Source organism: Celeribacter baekdonensis (assembly GCF_900102315.1).
Classification (GTDB): domain Bacteria; phylum Pseudomonadota; class Alphaproteobacteria; order Rhodobacterales; family Rhodobacteraceae; genus Celeribacter; species Celeribacter baekdonensis.
In genome coordinates this window covers 39,157-57,069 of the sequence record NZ_FNBL01000017.1, presented here as the reverse complement: position 1 = coordinate 57,069, position 17,913 = coordinate 39,157, and the positions used below count along the sequence as shown (strand labels likewise).

Genomic DNA, 17,913 nt, shown 5'->3' with positions numbered 1-17,913 from the left:
CGAGGATATGAGGCAGGCTAGACGTCAATGCCGCCCTCCGGGGTGCCGAGAGGCGTGAAGGTGCAATCAGGCGCGACGGGTGCCGTTGACGCGAGGAATGTGAAGCAGTTCGCCTGCGGCTCCCGGTACTGGGTGCAGGAGGCCAAAGCGCCGAGCGCAGCCAAAGCGATAAGAATACGGATCATGAAAGCCTCCAGAAGTCCGGGCGGTCGCGGTAATCGGCGCCGACGAGCGCCTCGCCCTTTTCCATGCCGCCAAGGATGGTGAGATTGGGCCCAAGGGCGCTCAGATCGGCATCGACGACGATCGAGCCCTGATCGTCACGGATGAGCGCCAAGCGGCTGTTGCTGCCCGTGTTGAGAAGGACATCGAGCTCCTTCTCCGTGAGGTTCAGCATGGCGTAGTCCGCTGGCTGCGCGCGGATATTGGGGAGCAGGATCTGCGTCGGCACCGCCTCGATGATGGTCTTGCCGGTCCGGGTGCGCTCGAGCTGGCTTGCGTATTGCGTCATCATCACCGCGACCGTGTTCTGTTTGCGCGCTGTCACCAGCCAGTTCGACAGCCGCTCGGCGAAATACGCGTTATCGAGGGCCTTCCAGGCCTCGTCGATCACGATGATGGTGGGGCGGCGGTCCTCGATTTCGCGCTCGACCCGGCGGAAGAGATAGGAGAGGACCGCCATCCGTTCCTTGTCGGCCTCGCTGTCGAGAATGCCGGTCAGATCGAAGCCCACCACATCGCCCTTGAGCGAGAAGGTGTCCTCGAGGCTCTGCCCGAAGATCCAGCCATAGCGGCCGTCCTCGGTCCATTCGAGCAGGCGCTGGTGCAGATCGCCGCCATCATCGGTGGACACAAAAAGCGACGCGAAATCCCGCCAGTTCCGCAGGGCCGGGTTGGTGGCCTGGGCATTCTGGCGCACGACTTCCTGGATGCGGTTGGTCTGCGCCGGGGTCAGCGGCTTGTCAGCGCGGTAAAGAAGCGTGGCAAGCCAGTCCGAGAGCCAGGCGGTGCCGCGCGCATCGGTCTCGGTCCAGAGCGGGTTGAGGCCCGTGGGCTGACCGGCGTTCAGGGAGGCGTAGCGCCCGCCATTCGCGCGGACCGCCATCTCCATCCCGAGGCGGTAGTCGAAAACGAAGATCCGGGCGCCCGCGCGACGGGCTTGCGTCATGAGAAACGCCGAAAGCACAGACTTACCTGACCCGGGCCGCCCCATGATCAGGCTATGGCCGCTTGTCGGTTCTTTGTCGGGCGAGCCTTGTTCGTGATAGGAAAACCGGTAGGCGCTTTGCTCCGGCGTGGGCAGATAGGTGATGACCCGGCCCCAAGGGGTTTTCTCAGCGGGTTTGCCCAGCTGGGTCCGATGAAACGCCGCGAAATCCGCGAAGTTGCGATTGGTGACGGCGCTGGCGCGGACGCGCTTGGGCTGGTTGCCGGGGTGCTGGCTGAGGTAATGCGCCTTGGCCGCGACCCGCTCGCCGATCATCTTCACGCCCTCGGTCGCGGCGGCGTTCACGATCTCCGCGCTGAGGGTTTGCAGCTCTTCGAGCGTGTCGCAAAAGAGCGTCACGACCATGTGATGCTCGCCGAAGCTTTGGCGCTTGGCCTCGAGATCATCGGCGGCGATGTCGAGGGCTTCCAGGAGCGAGAGGGCTGCGTCCTGGCTGGCCTGCATCTGGCGCTTTTGCCGCTTGATGCGGCCCGCCATGAGGTTCGAATTGATCGGCGTGAAGGAGTGCGTCACGATCATGTCGACCGGCAGGTTCAGCATGTCGAACATGGTGCAGGAGGTGCCTTCCGAGTATTCCCCGATGGTGAAACTCTTGCCGTAGCGATGCCCCACGACGCCTTCGGAAAGCTCGAAATGATCGCCGTGAAACGTCACGCGGGTATTGGCGACGTTGAAGGACAGAAAGCCGTAGGTGTTGGCCGGGTAGAGCGGCAGCTCGGTGCCCGTGTTGAGCGCGCCCAAAAATCCCACCAACTCTCCCGATCCGGCTGACAGCAGGCGCGGCTTGAGCTCGGTCAGCCCCGAGAGGAAGACGTTCACGGCCTCGCTGAGGCGCTGCTGGCGTTTGCGGGTCTCCTCTCTCAGGCGGTCCGGTGCGCTGCGGCTGAGGAACGGCAGGAGGCTTTTGTGCGGCGGGCGGTGAATGACGGTGAGCGTCAGTGTTTTGTCGCGGAGCCCGCTGGTCTCGAGTTTCGCGCGCCAGCGCCGGTCAACCTCGCCAGCGAAGCTGTCCTCACGGATCGGGTCGAGATCAGGTTTGATGGCCTTGGAGACCTTGTGGACGTAATAGCTGAATTCCGGCCCGAGCTGCGCGACGATGCGGGCAAAAAGTGCCGTCAGTTTGTCGAGATAGGCATCGTCCGTCGTGTAGCTGTTGATCCCCTCGAGCCGGATGCAGCGGAAGAGTTCGTTCACCCGAGTCCGCACGGTCTGGTCGTCAACGAGGCTCACATAGGGCAGCATATGCGCGAGGCGGGTCTCGCGCGCATACCAGTCTGGCGTCATTGTGCGGGCATCGAGCGCAGCATCACGGGCGTCATCACGGGGCATAGCTGTCCCCGCCATGAATGGACCTGTTGCGCGTGGGCGGTGTCTCCTGCAGCGCCGTCACCATCACGTCGATGAAACGCGGGTCCCAATCTGCGGCCTTCCAAAGCAACGGGTAGAGCAGGGCCGCGACACCCAGCACCGCGATGTGCTGGACCCAGACGAACAAGAGCACCGATCCGAAGAGCCAGACCATCGCGTACATGATGGGCAGGCCCAAAAGCTTCGGCGGGCGCACGAGCCCGAGAAAGAGAGGCGAGCGTTCAGCCACCGGCAAAGACCGCGGCAACGATGGTGGGGGCGGCCGCAACACCGGCGATGCCCACGAGGACCCAAAGCGCCTGGCGCAGATCGATGATGTTGAAGAACCAGCTGAGAAAGACCCCGAGAACGGCAAGCGTCGCGATGACAACGCCAAGTGGGCCAGTCAGCGCATCGACAATGCCCTGCAACAAGCTCTGGATCGGGGAGAGATCGATGCTCTGTGCAAGGGCGGGCTCGGCAATGAACAGGAATAGCGCCAGCGAGGCGACAAAGAGGTTTGAAATCTGTTTCATGAATTTGATCCTTCCAATCGGGCCACGACAGCCATGACGCGGGCCACGTGGTTCTGGGTTTCTCGGTAAGGGGGAATGCCACCGTGTTGGCGCACGGCGTCGGGACCAGCGTTGTAGGCCGCCAGCGCCAGATGCGGATCGCCGAACGTCTCCAGCATCATCGCGAGGTAGCGGGCAGAGCCGTCGAGGTTCTGTTGGGGGTCACGCGGGTCAACGCCGAGGTCGCGCGCTGTTGCGGGCATCAATTGACCGAGGCCGATGGCACCTGCACTTGAAATCGCATCCTGCCGGTAGGCGCTCTCAACCTCGATATTGGCCCGATAGAGAGCCAGCCAATCCGTCACGGAAAGCCCCGCGCGACGCAGGCCGGGATGGCCGGCATAGCGCAAAGCCGTGGTCTGAATCCCGGAGAGGACATCTGCGTGGGGCAGGGGAGTCGGGCGGGCAAGGGCCGCGACTTGGACGCCCTCTTGCTCGGCCTCTAACTCGCCGAAGATAGCGATCCCATCGTAGGCCGAACCCTGACCAATGCCGTCATTGTAGTTCCGGGCAAAACCGCTCTGAGACCGGGATGGGGTCAGAGAGCCGTCGCTCTCCATGACCAGGACCATTTGCGCTGAGGCTGGCGCGGCGACCAGCCAGAGACAGACAAGGCTAGGTGTCAGCGCCCTTGTCTGATGGGGCTTTTTCTGACGGCGCAAGTTTGTGCGTACGGCTTGTGCCCGCCTCAAGCGGCAGATCGACATGCGCAAAGCCAAGGCCAATGAAGAATGACACCACGCCGGAGATCGTCTTGAACTCGCGGATCTTGATATCGTTGTAGGTCGTCCGAGTGCGGGCGGTGACGAGGAGCTTTTCCACGCCTTCGTTGGTGACCACACGCATGATCCAGACCCCGTAATAGCTGGGGCCTTTCTTGTGTGCCGACTCCTGGCACAGGATTTCTGCGCTATAGCCGCTTTCCACGAGTTCGCGGAACCTGGCTTCCGTAACCACATTTGGTGCTTCGATGTCCCAGTTCATGGCCCGGCTCACGCTTTCTCCAATGGCGCGACCCCAGGCATTCCTACTTGAAGCCCAGAGTTACGATAGTATATTATCAACCGCAAGATGTAATATCGTGCTTTAGCTGTAGTTTGGTCACGCAAACACTAGTCACGGCCAGTGTCTGCGATCAAGGAGATAACAGGTTTGAGAAACCCAAGGTTGACATGCCTGCTCCCATTGCAAGCTATGGCCCTTCTGATCTGCGTTCCCGGACCGGTTTTGGCGGAATCCTGCTTTGCGCCATCCCGCCCTTTCCTGCCAAGCGATTCGCAGGCCGCGCGGGACTATGCGGATATCATCCGTGGCGATTTCGAAGACTACATCCAGGATATCCAGAGCTACTTCCGTTGCCTCGACAGCGAACGCGCCCGCGCTTTCGAGGAAGCGCGCGAAGTCAGCGAGGAATATGGCCGATTTCTACAATCGGTAGGGGATTGATGGGCAACCTCGGGAGCATCAGACTTGCAGCCCATGGAAACCAGACGCCGATAACACCCTCATATATCTACTTTTTAGATAACAGATTTCATCCGCTAGCGACGTCACAAAAGGTATGTGACGCGTGGCAAAGACAATCAGAAGCACGGGACAGGTGGCACTTTGCCAGGCGTTGGTCGACGCGCGTAAAAGCGCAGGCTTGGGCCAGGACGACTTGGCGGACAGGCTCAAGTGCCATCAATCTCTCGTGGCACGCCTCGAAAGCGGTGAACGCCGGATCGACGTCGTCGAACTGGTCGTTCTGGCGCGCGCCATCGGCTTTGACCCCTTCGAGGTTTTGGCGATCGTCGAAGCCGCCACGGAGCCCGACCACAGGATTTAAGCAATTTCATCAATCGAGAGCACGGGAGCTGACTTCTCCCGTTGTGAATTCGTTACCGCGAGGACGAACAGTGACCGATTTTAACGAGGCCCGGCATATGGTTGCAGCAAACGCTTTGGATCTGAGCTGCTATCCGCAACGCCAATTTGCAGGAAGTCAGTAAACAGTGAACGAAAATGAGGTCGAAGGCGTCGCGATCGCCAATTTGATCGCAGCCGATGAAAAAACCATTGTCGGCTGGGTATATCGCTGGAACACAGGTGCTCTGGCAATCCGGTGGGACATGCATGGCCCACAGCGCGTCTCAAGGATTTACCCGGATCTTAGCGATGCCGATAAAGCTGAAATCGACTTCGCGTCTCTCACGCAGCTGCCCTGTCGCGACGACTGACATGGAAGACTATGGCCTTTATGGCCGTCGATTGTGTGCTTGTGCCTGCGTTACAGGTTTAATCTTTACAAGGCTCTGTGCGACGTCGCGGCGCCTCAACAGTCAGTAATTGACCTGCTCGAAGCCGTAATTCCCGCTATAGTCACGCCACTCCGCGAAGACGGATCTGTGATAAATGCTCGGACAGTGCTCGCCCCATCGCTCGAGACCGGCATGCGCAGCAGGCAGCGCTGCGGGTGACGACGCCCTCCAGGAAAAATCGCCCTGGATCCCGTAGGTGCCGAGGACAACGACGGCACTGCGGTTGCAGTCGCCATCTCGCCCGGATTCGTGCTGGCGAGCATAACGAACGTCAAAGACGCGAATAGAGCGCACGAAATTGAATTCCGGCCCGCTGATATCGATGTCGGCGCGGTCTTCTACGAGCTGGAGGGCGTAATCAGCCCTTACGAGGTTGTCCCAAGCCGCGTTGGAGCCTTTCAGCCCGAGCATTCCGCCTGCCTCGGCTGCCTGATCAAAAAGCGGGGTTGAAGAGTTTGGTGGGGTTCCTGAACCACCATATAGGGCATCGAAGATCCGGTCCGTGGGGCGCGACCTGGCAGGACCATCGTAAGACGCACCCATGGGGCAGCGCCAAATCTGAAGCGGCGGCTCCACCGGCCAAGGTGTGATGCGCCGGATGAACTCGGCCCGCGCGCGTGCGCATGGCACAGAAGCCGGCCAGCCACCGGACAAACACAGCAAGATGGCGCAGTCGATCGGATAGGTTTGGGCGCGGGCTTGCGTGGGAACTGTTGGGCCGGACAAGGCGAGAGCTAAAAAGGCCGCCAGAGCGAGGTTTTTGAATTCGAAACGCATGGCAAGGACCCTTGACAATCTTCACCCAGCATACATACGAAAATATACTATTGCAACATTGATGATGCGTATAACAGTTGCGGTGATCAGCAAGATCGCGAGCTGACAGCGTCGGCTTGCCCACCCTGAGGAAACCATGCGTTCCAGCGATTAGCCTTGATCGCATTGATTGCGATGATTACACTCCTATCAGGAGGAGATCATGGCAAGCATTACCATCCGGAACCTTGACGATGACGTGAAGCGCCGCCTTCGCATCCGTGCGGCTGAGCACGGCCGTTCGATGGAAGAGGAGGCGCGCGAGATCTTGCGCCATGTTGTCGGCGAAGCGAAGCCATCCCACGATCTTGCCGCGGCCATCCGCGAGCGGGTCGCGCCTCTGGGTGGCGTTGATCTCGACCTTCCGCAGCGTGAAGCCATGCGTGAACCGCCCGCGTTCGACCAGGCCTGACGCATGATCATCCTCGACACGAATGTCCTCTCTGAGCTGTTGCGCCCGGCTCCCGAGCCGAGGGTCGAGCAATGGCTGTCGGCGCAGGACGGGCTCAACGTCTACCTGACCTCGATATCGGAAGCGGAACTGCGCTACGGCCTCGCGATCATGGGGAACGGCAAGCGGCGCGCCGCGCTGGTTGATGCAGTGGACAGCATCCTGCGTGAGGACCTTGCGGGGCGCATTCTGCCTTTCGACAGCGCCGCCGCGCAGTCCTATGCCGCCATCTCCGCCGCACGACGGTCCGCCGGGCGACCGATCACCCAGGCCGATTGCCAGATTGCCTCAATTGCCCACACCCGTGGTGCCTCCGTCGCCACGCGCAACACGCCTGACTTCGAGGGTTGCGAGATCGACCTGATCAACCCCTGGACTACCGCATGAACGCCGTTGAGATTGAACAAGCCGTTTCCGAACTCGCCGAGCAGCCCTTTGATGCGGCAGAGTTCCCCTATGCCTTCCTCATGGCCTTCGGAAACAAGGAGACGACAATCAAGCGCCTGCGCACCGGCGCATCGAACAAGTCCGACATCGGCGGCGTCCTGCAGACCAACAACATCCACCTTGCGACCTGCGTCCCGGGCGAAATCGCGGCAACCCTCGCCGCCCTGCGCGAAAGCCCTGCCACCTCCCGCGCCAAGGCGAAGTTCATCCTCGCCACTGACGGCATCGACCTCGAGGCCGAGGACATCACCACCGGCGAGACCATCGCCTGCCGCTACACCGATTTCCCCGATCACTTCGGCTTCTTCCTGCCGCTCGCCGGCATCTCTACCGTCAAGCAGATCCGCGAAAGTGCGTTTGACATCCGCGCCACCAGCCGCCTCAACCGGCTCTATGTCGAGCTGATCAAGGACAACCCCGACTGGGGCAGCGCCGAAAAACGCCACGACATGAACCATTTCATGGCGCGGCTGATCTTCTGCTTCTTCGCCGAAGACACCGACATCTTCGTCAGCGACAACCTGTTCACCGCCACCATCGACCAGATGGCGAACCGCGACGGGTCGAACACGCACGAAGTCATCGGCGAGATCTTCCGTGCGATGAACACCGCCATCCCCAAACGGGCCGAGGCCAAGCTGCCCCGCTGGGCCGACACCTTTCCCTATGTGAACGGTGGCCTCTTCTCGGGCAGCACCGATGTGCCGCGCTTTTCCAAGATCGCGCAGCGCTACCTGTCCCATATCGGCAGCCTCGACTGGACACAGATCAACCCCGATATTTTCGGCTCGATGATCCAGGCCGTCGCGGATGAGGTGGAACGCTCGGTCCTCGGCATGCACTACACGTCCGTGCCGAACATTCTGAAGGTGCTGAACCCGCTCTTCCTAGATGATCTGCGGGCAGAACTGGAGGCGGCGGGCGACAACGCCCGCAAGCTGGCCAATCTGCGCGCCCGCATGGCCAAGATCCGCGTGTTCGACCCCGCCTGCGGGTCGGGCAACTTCCTTGTGATCGCCTACAAGGAAATGCGCGCGATCGAGTATGAGATCAACAAGCGCCGGGGCGAGCCGCTGCGCCGCACCGACATTCCCCTGACCAACTATCGCGGGATCGAACTACGCGACTTCTCGGCCGAGATCGCGCGGCTGGCGCTGATCATCGCGGAATATCAATGCGACGTGACCTATCGCGGCCAGAAAGAGGCGTTGGCCGAGTTCCTGCCGCTAGACGCGCAGAACTGGATCACCTGTGGCAACGCCCTGCGGCTGGACTGGCTGTCGGTCTGCCCGCCCACGGGGACGGGGGTGAAGTTTCAAGCGGATGACTTGTTCATGTCGCCGCTGGATCAGGCGCAGATCGATTTCGCGAATGAAGGAGGCGAGACGTATGTTTGCGGAAACCCGCCTTATGTCGGCGACAAATATCAGACCAAGGAGCAAAAGGACGATCTGAACGCGCTGCTACCAGGAAACAAAAAAGTACGTGCAATTGACTACATCGCGGGTTGGTTCTGGAAGGCATCGGACTTCATCAAGTATGGCGGCTGTTTCGCGTTTGTTTCTACAAACTCGATTTGCCAAGGTGTCCAAGTTCCGTTGATCTGGCCCCGAATTTTTCAGAACGGACAAGAAATATTTTTCGGACATCAGAACTTTCTTTGGGGCAATAATGCGAGCAAGAATGCTCAGGTCACCTGTGTGATCGTTGGGATCGCCGCTGTTGGTGAACGGTCCAAAGCTATTTATGGAGCTGACTTCATGAAGTCAGTCGAAGCCATAAATGCATACCTCACCGAAGGGGCCAATATTATTGTTGAACGTGCCTCTGAACCAATTGCAGAGATAGCGACAATGTTCGGCGGCAACATACCGCGGGATCAGGGCAACCTGTTACTGTCGCCTGACGAAGCGAACGATCTCTTGGAAGGTTTCCCTCAGGCATCTCCTCTCGTGAAGCCAATTGTAGGATCGAGCGAGTTCATCAATGGGCAACAAAGATATTGTCTTTGGATTGAAGATCACCAAGCAGAACTTGCATTCTCAATACCTCCGATTGCGGAACGTTTGGAGCGCATTCGAATCTACCGACAGGGTGGGAGCGAGCGCGGCAAAGCGGGCTTGCTGACGCCGTACAAGTTCGAGCGAACAATCATTGGAGAAGTAAATTCCATCGTCGTTCCAAGCGTATCCTCTGAACGTCGAGAATACCTGCCGTGTGGCTTGATGCCCAGTGACGTTCGCGTATCCAATCTCGCTCTCGCATTATACGATGCCCCGCTCTGGAACATGGCGCTGATCGCCTCGCGCCTGCATCTGGTCTGGATCGCCACGGTTTGCGGGAAGCTGGAAACTCGATATCGCTACTCTAACACCATGGGCTGGAACACCTTCCCCGTCCCGAAACTGACCGAAAAGAACCGCGCCGACCTGACAGCGGCGGCCGAAGGTATCCTTCTGGCCCGCGAGGCGCATTTCCCCGCCACCATCGCCGACCTCTACGACCCCGAAAAAATGCCCGCCAACCTCCGCGCAGCGCATGACCACAACGACGAGGTGCTGGAACGCATCTACATCGGCCGCCGTTTCCGCAACGACACCGAACGGCTGGAAAAACTGTTCGAGATGTACACGAAGATGACGACGAAGGTGAGCGCATGAGCGACTTTAACAGCATGACGTTGATGGCAGCGGGCGAGATGATTGCTGAAATGTCGACACAAACCGCTTTCTCGTCTCTCACCCTAGGGTGGGGTGTTGACGAATTCTGTGGTTCTGGATCGGTAGCATCGAAGGCCATTGAAATGGTTCGGTTCGCAAGAAGCAGTATGGGGGGACGTTCTGTTCCGACGGTCAACGGAAACTGTGACCTAAGCAGAGCCATGATTGAGCATGCAATTACGGCATCCGAGCAAAGCAAGCGCAACAAGCCAGATGTCTGGTTGCGTCTTCTTGCTGGTCTGAAAATGGATGGCTTCACACTTGTGGAAGAGGAGGTTCCAGACCCAATGGGCAGATCTTCCATTTTCGATGACGCTCCAAGGGTCATTACACAGACTGTTCTCAGGCGGATGCTGCCTGAGGATGTACCTGAGACAGATTTTCGAGAGGCGACCAGCGAAATTGAGGCCTTACTTGGTCGGCACGGGTTGGGCGCCGCCAAGGGGCATTTGGATCAAGCGATTCAGAACTTTTCGCAAGGGAACTGGTCTTCCGCCAACGCGATGATCAGAGATTTCTATCAGGAACTGCTGGACAAAATTGCGGAGTATTTTGGATGTGATCCTAAGGTTAGCGATGACGCAAAGAGGCAATATCTTGCAGATACAAAATCGGGACCGTTCCTACTTCACGAATACAATGAGTGGGAGAACGACAGAGGCAAACCTGCGTACGTATTGGGGTTGTGGGCAAGATTGCATCCGCACGGCAGCCATCCGGGCCTGTCAGATGAAGAAGATTGTGCTTTTCGGTTTCAAATAATCCTGATCACAGCCCGCATATTTTTAAGACGTTTTGATAAGCGGGTGAGAGGTCAATGATCAAAGGTTTTCCCTCCATTTCGATTATTTATGCCACCAACGGTAGCCCGGCCAAGCCGAACGACCTGGGCCGGCGAGCAATACAGGAATGCCCCTACGACAAACGCTACCCAGGCGTGGTGGGTCAGAAAGTGGACACACTATGACCCTTGACCCTGTCATGAGCGCGGAACGCACCCGCAGGTTGGTGGACGATCTGCGTGCCAAACCAGCGGAAACCACATGGATCGAGTTCAAGGAAAACAATGCCGACGGGCCGTTGATCGGCAAGCTGATCTCTGCCTTGTCCAATGCTGCACGGCTGGCCGATCAGCACTATGCCTATGTGGTCTGGGGGGTGCGAGACGGCGATCATGCGGTTGTCGGCACGAGTTTCGAGCCGACCGTGAAAAAGGAGAAGGGGCAGCCGCTCGAACTGTGGGTGGCCAACCACCTCCAGCCGGGCATCGAGTTCCGGTTCGAAGAGGTCGATCATGACGGGCAGCGCCTGATCCTGCTGACTATCCCCGCCGCCGCAACCGCTCCGGTAGAGTTTGACCGGACCGCCTATTTGCGCATCGGCAGTGCCACGCCGCGCCTGTCCGACCATCCGGAACGCCTGCGTGCCCTCTGGAGCAAGTTGCAGCCCTACGCTTGGGAGACAGGCGTCGCGGCGCAGTTCCTGTCCGGCGACGACGTTCTTGCGCGGCTGAATTACGCCAACTACTTCGATCTTACGGGCCAGCCCTTGCCGGATAACAGGCAGGGGATCTTCGACAAGCTATTGGCAGATCGTCTGATCCAGAAAGATGTAAGCGACCGCTGGAACATTACCAATCTGGGCGCAATCCTGTATGCCAAGAAACTTTCCGATTTCGGCCCCTCTGTAGAGCGCAAAGGGGTTCGTTTCGTGGCCTATGCTGGCACCGGACGTGCAGATGACGTGAGCCACCGCCAGGACGGCCAGCGCGGCTATGCAGCGGGATTTCAGGGGCTGGTGGATTACATCGACGGCCTTCTGCCCCGCAACGAATTGATTGGTAAAGCATTCCGCGAGGAGCGTCCGCTCTACCCGTCGATAGCGATCCGCGAATTGATCGCCAACGCATTGATCCACCAGGACATGACGATCACCGGTGCCGGTCCACTCATCGAGTTATTCAGCGATCGCATGGAGATCACGAACCCGGGCGCCCCCTTGGTTAGCCCCGACCGGTTTTTGGACTCGCCCCCGCGTTCCCGAAATGAAGCTCTTGCTTCCTTGATGCGGCGCATGAAACTTTGCGAAGAACAAGGCACCGGCATCGACAAGGTGATCTCGGCGGTTGAGCTACACCAGTTGCCCCCACCGGATTTCCGCATGGAGGGAGACGCCGTGCGCGTGGTTCTGTTTGCACCACGCCGCTTTGCGGACATGACACCGGAAGAAGCCGTGCGAGCGTGTTACCAACATGCCGCGCTCAAATACGTAGGCGGTCAGAAGATGACGAACGCGACACTTCGGGAGCGGCTCGGCATCGACGACCAGAACGCTGCGCAGGCGTCGCGGGTTATTCGCGCAACGCTGGATGCTGGTCTGATCCGTCCTGCGGATGCTGAACGCCCTCGTGCTGGCTATGTCCCCTCATGGGCGTGACAGGGATAACATTTGATCGGGTTTTGATTGTGCGTATGTGGGCTAGAGGGCGTAAATTGGAAAATACATATAAATCATACTGTTACGATAGGCGTGGTGCGGTATCGCTACTTGATCGGGTTTTGATTGCCTGCCCTAAAGCGAATGATTCTGCGCCCCTCAGAAGGAAAACATCATGACAAAGCAAGTTCCTTCCGTCTCTGTCAATTACGCGGCCAATGGAAGCTCGACCAAATCGAACGAGCTTGGCATGCGCGAAATGCAAGAGGGTGCCTATGAGAAGCGGGGCGAGCAATACCTGCTGATCAAGTCGCCGCCGGCATCTGGCAAAAGCCGCGCGCTCATGTTCATAGCACTCGACAAGCTATACAACCAGGGCCTGCGTCAGGCCATCGTCGTGGTGCCAGAAAAATCCATCGGGTCCAGCTTCAACGACGAGCCACTGAGCAAGTACGGCTTCTGGGCAGACTGGACCGTGCAACCGCGATGGAACCTGTGCAACGCTCCCGGCGGGGATGATGGCAAAGTGGGCGCTGTCGGCAAGTTCTTGGCGAGCGACGACAAGGTTCTGGTCTGCACCCACGCGACCTTTCGGTTCGCCGTGGACAAGTTCGGGATTGAAGCGTTTGACGATCGGCTCATCGCGGTAGACGAGTTTCACCACGTCTCTGCCAACCCTGATAATAAGCTGGGCACGCATCTGGGCGCCCTTGTCGCGCGCGACAAGGTGCATCTGGTTGCGATGACCGGGTCCTATTTCCGCGGCGATGCCGAAGCCGTTCTGTCGCCCGAAGATGAGGCAAAGTTCGATACCTTCACCTATACCTACTATCAGCAATTGAATGGCTACAAATACCTCAAGACGCTTGACATCGGTTATTTCTTCTATTCCGGGTCCTATGCGGACGACATTCTCAAGGTTTTGGATCCGACCGAGAAGACGATCCTTCACATCCCGAACGTGAACTCGCGCGAAAGCACCAAGGACAAGCATCGCGAGGTCGAGCATATCATTGACGCCCTGGGCGATTGGCAGGGAGCGGATCCCATCACAGGCTTTCAGCTGGTCAAGACGCCCGAGGAGCGGGTGCTGCGCATCGCCGATCTGGTCGATGATGAACCGGCCAAGCGGGACAAGGTGTCCAACGCACTGAAGGACCCTGCGCATAAGAACAACCGCGACCATGTCGACATCATCATCGCCCTCGGGATGGCGAAAGAAGGGTTTGACTGGATCTGGTGCGAACACGCCCTGACGGTGGGTTATCGCGCCAGCCTGACGGAGATCGTGCAGATCATCGGCCGTGCCACCCGCGATGCCGAGGGCAAGATGCGCGCGCGCTTCACCAACCTTATCGCGGAGCCCGACGCCGCGGCCGAAGCCGTGACCGAGGCAGTCAACGATACACTGAAAGCGATCGCAGCGAGCCTGCTGATGGAACAGGTGCTGGCCCCGCGTTTCAACTTCACACCCAAGACCGTGAAAAGTGGCCCTGTCGAAGGGTTTGATTACGGTGAGGGCGGCTATGATCCCAACAAGGAAAACGTCGGCTTCGACGAGGCCAGCGGGCAGTTCCAGATCGAAATCAAAGGCCTGGTCGAACCCAAGAGCAAGGAAGCCAAGCGCATCTGCCAAGAGGACCTCAATGAGGTCATCACAGCTTTCGTTCAGGACAAGACTACGATCGAACGGGGTCTCTTCGACGAAGAGCTGGTGCCGGAGGAACTGACGCAGGTCCGCATGGGCAAGATTGTCGGTGCTAGGTTCCCAGAGCTAGATGCAGAGGATCAGGAAGCGGTGCGCCAACACGCAGTTGCTGCGCTGAACCTGACCCAAAAGGCAAAAGAGATCGCGCTGTCGAACCGCGATGACACAGAAACAACCGGCAATACCGCCTTGATCGACGGGGTGCGCAAATTCGCAATGGACGTGCGCGAACTCGACATCGACCTGATTGATCGCATCAACCCGTTCGGCGAAGCCTACTCGATTCTGGCAAAGACTATGAGCGAGGAAAGCCTTCGGCAGGTCCAGGCCGTCATCTCGGCGAAAAAAGTGCAACTGTCACCGGATGAGGCGCGCGATCTTGCGAAGCGAGCCGTCAAGTTCAAGCAAGAGCGAGGCCGCCTGCCGTCGATTACTTCACCGGACCCGTGGGAAAAGAAAATGGCCGAAGGTGTGGCTTATCTCGCGCGCATGAAGCAGGAAGCTGCCAATGGCTAAGAGTTTCACCGACGAAGATGATGCCCTCCTTGCTGAGCTTGGCGTCGAGGTCGAAGTCAAGAAGCAGCTCAGCCGCACACCACGCGAAGAACGCATCGTCGCAGGTTTTGAGGAAATCTCGCGATTTGCAGAGGAGCATGGCCAGCCTCCCCAACACGGGGAGGATCTTGATATCTTTGAACGCCTCTACGCCGTGCGTCTTGATCGGATCCGCGACTTGCAGGAGTGCCGCGATCTCCTTGCCCCACTGGACGAGCAAGGTCTTCTTGCAGAAACCTTTGCGGCCTCAACGTCGGGCGCCGAAGATCTAGAAGACGATGCCCTGCTCGCTGAGTTGGGCGTAGAAGTAGCCAAGTCACCACTCACAGAATTGAAGCATGTCCGCTCTACAGCCGAGAAAAAGGCCGCCGACGAGGTCGCCAATCGCGAAAAATGCGAAGATTTTTCGAAGTTCAAGCCATTGTTCGAGATGGTCCAGAAAGAACTGGATAGCGGTTTGCGGGAGACCCGCCCTTTCGAGATGAAAGCCGAGATTGAGAAGGGCCGCTTTTTCATCGTCGGCGGTCAGAAAGCCTATGTTACTGAAAAGGGTGAGACCATCACGAATGAGCAAGGTCGTACCGATGCTCGTCTGCGGGTGATTTTTGACAACGGCACCGAGAGCAACATGCTGATGCGCTCGCTCCAGCGCGCGTTGAACAAGGACGGCGCGGGACGCCGAATCACTGACCCATCGGCAGGCCCACTTTTTTCGGACCAGACAATCGATGGTGATGAGGCGAGCGGGATCATTTATGTGCTTCGCAGCAAATCCGATCATCCACTCGTCACGGAAAACCGGGAACTGGTGCACAAGATCGGCGTTACCAATATGAGCGTCGAGAAGCGGATCGCCGGCGCGCAGTTGCAGCCGACGTTTCTGATGGCGAATGTCGAGGTGGTCGCGACATACGAGCTCTACAACATCAATCGGTCCAAGTTGGAGAACCTGATCCACCGCATTTTCGAACCTGCACGGCTCGAGATCGAGATCATGGATCGCTTTGGAAGGCCTGTGGTCCCGCGAGAATGGTTCCTCGTTCCTCTCTTTGTAATCAACGACGCTGTCGAAAAGATCAGGGACGGCACAATAACGGGCTATCACTATGATCCCCGCGCTGCCGGACTCAAACGGATTTCGGGGGAGATGCCGCAATAGATGCTGCGTGACACTCTATGGCACCTCGACCAGCGGGATGCATGGATCGGAGAAGGATTGCGCTTGAACTCGCGGAATATGGTCGAGCGCCATCACGTTCACCGGCACCCCAGCGTACCGCCAACCTTCTATCTTGCGCCTTTTGTTTTCTAACAAGAGTCGCAGTCGGGGGTAGCGCGCACCCGCGTACATGATAGATTCGCATAATGAAGTTTATGTTAATTATGAAAGTGCTCCTTCAAAAATCCGAGAGTCCATCTTATGTTAAATCTTTAATAAAATCGGCGCTGTTTGAATAGGCAACAAATTTAGAATCAAGTATTCTTCGCACCCACGCCATGGATGATTAGTTCCAGCATTTCATCTGCAATACTCTCTGGGTTAAGCGGCCCTTTCGGATTATACCAGATCGGCATCTGGTTGAAGGCCGAAAAAAGCACATGTGCGAGGCGCTTTGAGTCGCAATCGCGGATAGAACCGTCTTTGATCCCTTCTGCGATAATACTTTCAAGAAAATTCTGACCGTCTATCATTGTCTGACGCAAATTCTTCTGATTTTCTCCGGTCAGATTGCGCCGCGCTTCGCGCATCAAGGCAGAGCCGAATTCGCTCACAACCATGTTCGCATAGACTCTAAAGAATACGCGGATACGATCAAGCCCGTTACCCTGAACTTCCTTTGCCGATGTGAAGCATAGCTCGACCCGCTCCAGCGAGATGCGGGCGCATTGCATCAGGATATCTTCTTTGTTTTTGGCGTAATAATAAAGCGCGGGCTTGGTGACTGCGAGTGCCGCTGCGATGTCATCCATCGATGTCTGTTTGTATCCGACTGTTGAAAACGAATGCGCGGCCAGATTGAGCATGGCCCGCCGTTTCAGCTTTTGCTGGCCTTTGGCATCTTTGGTTTTTTTGTGCCAATGGATTCTAGTCAAAGCTACTCTTTCAAAACCAACGGGCGGAACCGAAGCACCGCCCGCATTTATCACTGACAGATTAGTAGTCGAGCCCGCGGGCCGCAATAGTCCATTTACCGTCTTCGACTTTTGCCATAATCAGACTTTCGATGCCCTGATGGTCTTCCGGGCCAAAGCTGACCGACTGGCCGCCGATCGGATCAACATAGCTAGTGATCGCTTCGGTTGCGGCCAGAAATCCTTCGGTCGTCAGATCGCGACCAGCAGCTTCGAGCGCCACGGCAATCAGGTCGATGAAAACGTAACCAAGCTGCGCTTGTGGGGCCATCTTTTCACCGTAAATTTCGCTGTAACTCTCCAGGATACGTTTTGCTTCCCCTTCGGAGTCTCCTGCGTTCGCAAAAACAAAAGGCGATACCAGATATAGACCATCCATCGCGCCATCAGCGGCAGTCGCAACTGCATCCATATAGGACACCATTCCAGTCACGAAAGTCGGTTCAAAACCAAGCTTTTTAGATGTTGCAACAACTAGAATTGTATCGCGCACCCCACCCGCCAGAAACACGATATCGCAACCGGCGTTTTTCAATGTGGTTACAGACGAGAGCATATCGGATTCGGTTGCCGAATGCTCCGTTTTGGCCGCGACTTTCATGTCATACTCTGCCAATTGCTGCGTGACGCCAAGCGCCATTGATTCACCAGCTTCATTTGCGAGTTGCGCAATGCAGGGTGTTGAGAAATCACCATTTTCCTTGAAGTATGCAACGCCCGCGCGAAACTGGTCTGTATAGCTGCGAAAAAATGCGTATTTCATCGGATCCAATGGTTCATACATCTCGACCTCGGCCGACATCGGGAACATGTTGGGAATTCCCGCTTCAATTTGTTGCGGCATGATCGCTAGGTTCATCGGTGTGCCAAGCGCGCCAACCATCGCAAAAATCTGGTCGCGGCGCATCAGTTTGTTTGCAACCTGAATCGCGCGGGGCACCTGATATTGCGTGTCCTCGATTATAATCTCAAGCTGGCGACCGTGAATGCCGCCCGCCGCATTGATCTCGTCCACGCGCATGCGCAGGCCATTCGCCTCGGGCACACCCCAGACTGCCAACGGCCCGCTTAGGTCCGTATAGGTGCCAAGCGTGATCATGTCGTCGGTCACGCCCTGCAGCCCCTCGGCCATCGCGCCGGTGGCTGTCATTGCGGTAAACGCAAGTGCTGTTGCTAGTTTCTTCATTGGTCTCTCCC

General features: G+C 57.8%; 19 protein-coding genes. 10 read left to right on the top strand and 9 right to left on the bottom strand.

Going from position 1 to position 17,913, the window contains the following annotated elements:
• Nucleotides 1-17: 17 nt before the first annotated feature.
• Genes BLT54_RS22675 through BLT54_RS19595 form a run of 6 tightly spaced genes read right to left on the bottom strand, consistent with a single transcriptional unit; the run spans nucleotide 18 to nucleotide 4,134 of the window.
• Entirely contained in the window at nucleotides 18-185 is a 168-nt protein-coding gene (locus BLT54_RS22675; protein WP_176832927.1) for a hypothetical protein, read from the bottom strand.
• Complete coding sequence (locus BLT54_RS19615; RefSeq protein ID WP_074647024.1) at nucleotides 182-2,557, bottom strand: VirB4 family type IV secretion/conjugal transfer ATPase; 2,376 nt, start codon at nucleotides 2,555-2,557, stop codon at nucleotides 182-184. The genes BLT54_RS22675 and BLT54_RS19615 overlap by 4 nt, the downstream gene beginning before the upstream one ends.
• Nucleotides 2,547-2,825 carry a VirB3 family type IV secretion system protein gene (locus BLT54_RS19610; RefSeq protein WP_074647022.1) on the bottom strand — a complete coding sequence of 93 codons (279 nt, stop codon included), beginning with the start codon at nucleotides 2,823-2,825 and terminating at the stop codon, nucleotides 2,547-2,549. Before BLT54_RS19610 ends, BLT54_RS19615 begins: the two co-directional genes overlap by 11 nt.
• On the bottom strand, nucleotides 2,818-3,111 hold the full coding sequence (locus BLT54_RS19605) for a TrbC/VirB2 family protein (protein WP_008282963.1): 294 nt from the start codon (nucleotides 3,109-3,111) through the stop codon (nucleotides 2,818-2,820). Before BLT54_RS19605 ends, BLT54_RS19610 begins: the two co-directional genes overlap by 8 nt.
• The gene (locus BLT54_RS19600) at nucleotides 3,108-3,722 is read right to left on the bottom strand and encodes a lytic transglycosylase domain-containing protein (RefSeq protein ID WP_074647020.1); all 615 of its coding nucleotides are present in this window, start codon (nucleotides 3,720-3,722) and stop codon (nucleotides 3,108-3,110) included. The genes BLT54_RS19605 and BLT54_RS19600 overlap by 4 nt, the downstream gene beginning before the upstream one ends.
• A gap of 43 nt (nucleotides 3,723-3,765) precedes the next feature.
• Nucleotides 3,766-4,134 carry a hypothetical protein gene (locus BLT54_RS19595; protein WP_009808056.1) on the bottom strand — a complete coding sequence of 123 codons (369 nt, stop codon included), beginning with the start codon at nucleotides 4,132-4,134 and terminating at the stop codon, nucleotides 3,766-3,768.
• A gap of 210 nt (nucleotides 4,135-4,344) precedes the next feature.
• Between BLT54_RS19595 and BLT54_RS19590 the strand changes: the two genes are divergently transcribed.
• The 3 genes from BLT54_RS19590 (at nucleotide 4,345) to BLT54_RS19580 (ending at nucleotide 5,369) form a co-directional block, all read left to right on the top strand.
• Complete coding sequence (locus BLT54_RS19590; RefSeq protein WP_009808055.1) at nucleotides 4,345-4,596, top strand: hypothetical protein; 252 nt, start codon at nucleotides 4,345-4,347, stop codon at nucleotides 4,594-4,596.
• Nucleotides 4,597-4,720: 124 nt separating this feature from the next.
• Complete coding sequence (locus tag BLT54_RS19585; protein ID WP_074647018.1) at nucleotides 4,721-4,978, top strand: helix-turn-helix domain-containing protein; 258 nt, start codon at nucleotides 4,721-4,723, stop codon at nucleotides 4,976-4,978.
• 166 nt (nucleotides 4,979-5,144) lie between these two features.
• Entirely contained in the window at nucleotides 5,145-5,369 is a 225-nt protein-coding gene (locus BLT54_RS19580) for a hypothetical protein (RefSeq protein ID WP_074647017.1), read from the top strand.
• 102 nt (nucleotides 5,370-5,471) lie between these two features.
• Here the strand turns inward: BLT54_RS19580 and BLT54_RS22930 are convergent, their stop codons facing one another.
• Nucleotides 5,472-6,227 (bottom strand): hypothetical protein, encoded by a 756-nt coding sequence (locus tag BLT54_RS22930; protein WP_229678647.1) that lies wholly within the window; start codon nucleotides 6,225-6,227, stop codon nucleotides 5,472-5,474.
• Nucleotides 6,228-6,429: 202 nt separating this feature from the next.
• On the opposite strand from BLT54_RS22930, the gene BLT54_RS19570 reads away from it, so the two are divergent.
• From BLT54_RS19570 to BLT54_RS19540, 7 genes are all read left to right on the top strand, one after another.
• Complete coding sequence (locus BLT54_RS19570; protein ID WP_064223258.1) at nucleotides 6,430-6,678, top strand: FitA-like ribbon-helix-helix domain-containing protein; 249 nt, start codon at nucleotides 6,430-6,432, stop codon at nucleotides 6,676-6,678.
• 3 nt (nucleotides 6,679-6,681) lie between these two features.
• Nucleotides 6,682-7,104, top strand: coding sequence for a type II toxin-antitoxin system VapC family toxin (locus BLT54_RS19565; RefSeq protein ID WP_074647016.1), 423 nt, complete (start codon nucleotides 6,682-6,684; stop codon nucleotides 7,102-7,104).
• A complete protein-coding gene (locus BLT54_RS19560; protein ID WP_074647014.1) occupies nucleotides 7,101-9,824 on the top strand; it encodes a class I SAM-dependent DNA methyltransferase in 2,724 nt (907 codons plus the stop codon). Before BLT54_RS19565 ends, BLT54_RS19560 begins: the two co-directional genes overlap by 4 nt.
• Nucleotides 9,821-10,705: a hypothetical protein gene (locus tag BLT54_RS19555; protein ID WP_064223261.1), complete on the top strand. Its 885-nt coding sequence runs from the start codon at nucleotides 9,821-9,823 to the stop codon at nucleotides 10,703-10,705. The genes BLT54_RS19560 and BLT54_RS19555 overlap by 4 nt, the downstream gene beginning before the upstream one ends.
• A gap of 142 nt (nucleotides 10,706-10,847) precedes the next feature.
• Nucleotides 10,848-12,320: an ATP-binding protein gene (locus tag BLT54_RS19550; protein ID WP_083351912.1), complete on the top strand. Its 1,473-nt coding sequence runs from the start codon at nucleotides 10,848-10,850 to the stop codon at nucleotides 12,318-12,320.
• A 175-nt stretch (nucleotides 12,321-12,495) separates the two neighbouring features.
• Nucleotides 12,496-14,544 carry a pseudomurein-binding repeat-containing protein gene (locus tag BLT54_RS19545; RefSeq protein ID WP_074647012.1) on the top strand — a complete coding sequence of 683 codons (2,049 nt, stop codon included), beginning with the start codon at nucleotides 12,496-12,498 and terminating at the stop codon, nucleotides 14,542-14,544.
• Nucleotides 14,537-15,742: a GIY-YIG nuclease family protein gene (locus BLT54_RS19540; protein ID WP_074647010.1), complete on the top strand. Its 1,206-nt coding sequence runs from the start codon at nucleotides 14,537-14,539 to the stop codon at nucleotides 15,740-15,742. The genes BLT54_RS19545 and BLT54_RS19540 overlap by 8 nt, the downstream gene beginning before the upstream one ends.
• Nucleotides 15,743-16,056: 314 nt before the next feature.
• On the opposite strand, the gene BLT54_RS19535 is transcribed toward BLT54_RS19540, so the two are convergent.
• Nucleotides 16,057-16,677, bottom strand: a complete 621-nt coding sequence (locus tag BLT54_RS19535) for a TetR/AcrR family transcriptional regulator (protein ID WP_074647008.1) — start codon at nucleotides 16,675-16,677, stop codon at nucleotides 16,057-16,059.
• Between the two features lie 61 nt (nucleotides 16,678-16,738).
• Nucleotides 16,739-17,902 (bottom strand): ABC transporter substrate-binding protein, encoded by a 1,164-nt coding sequence (locus BLT54_RS19530; protein WP_039965744.1) that lies wholly within the window; start codon nucleotides 17,900-17,902, stop codon nucleotides 16,739-16,741.
• Nucleotides 17,903-17,913 lie beyond the last annotated feature (11 nt).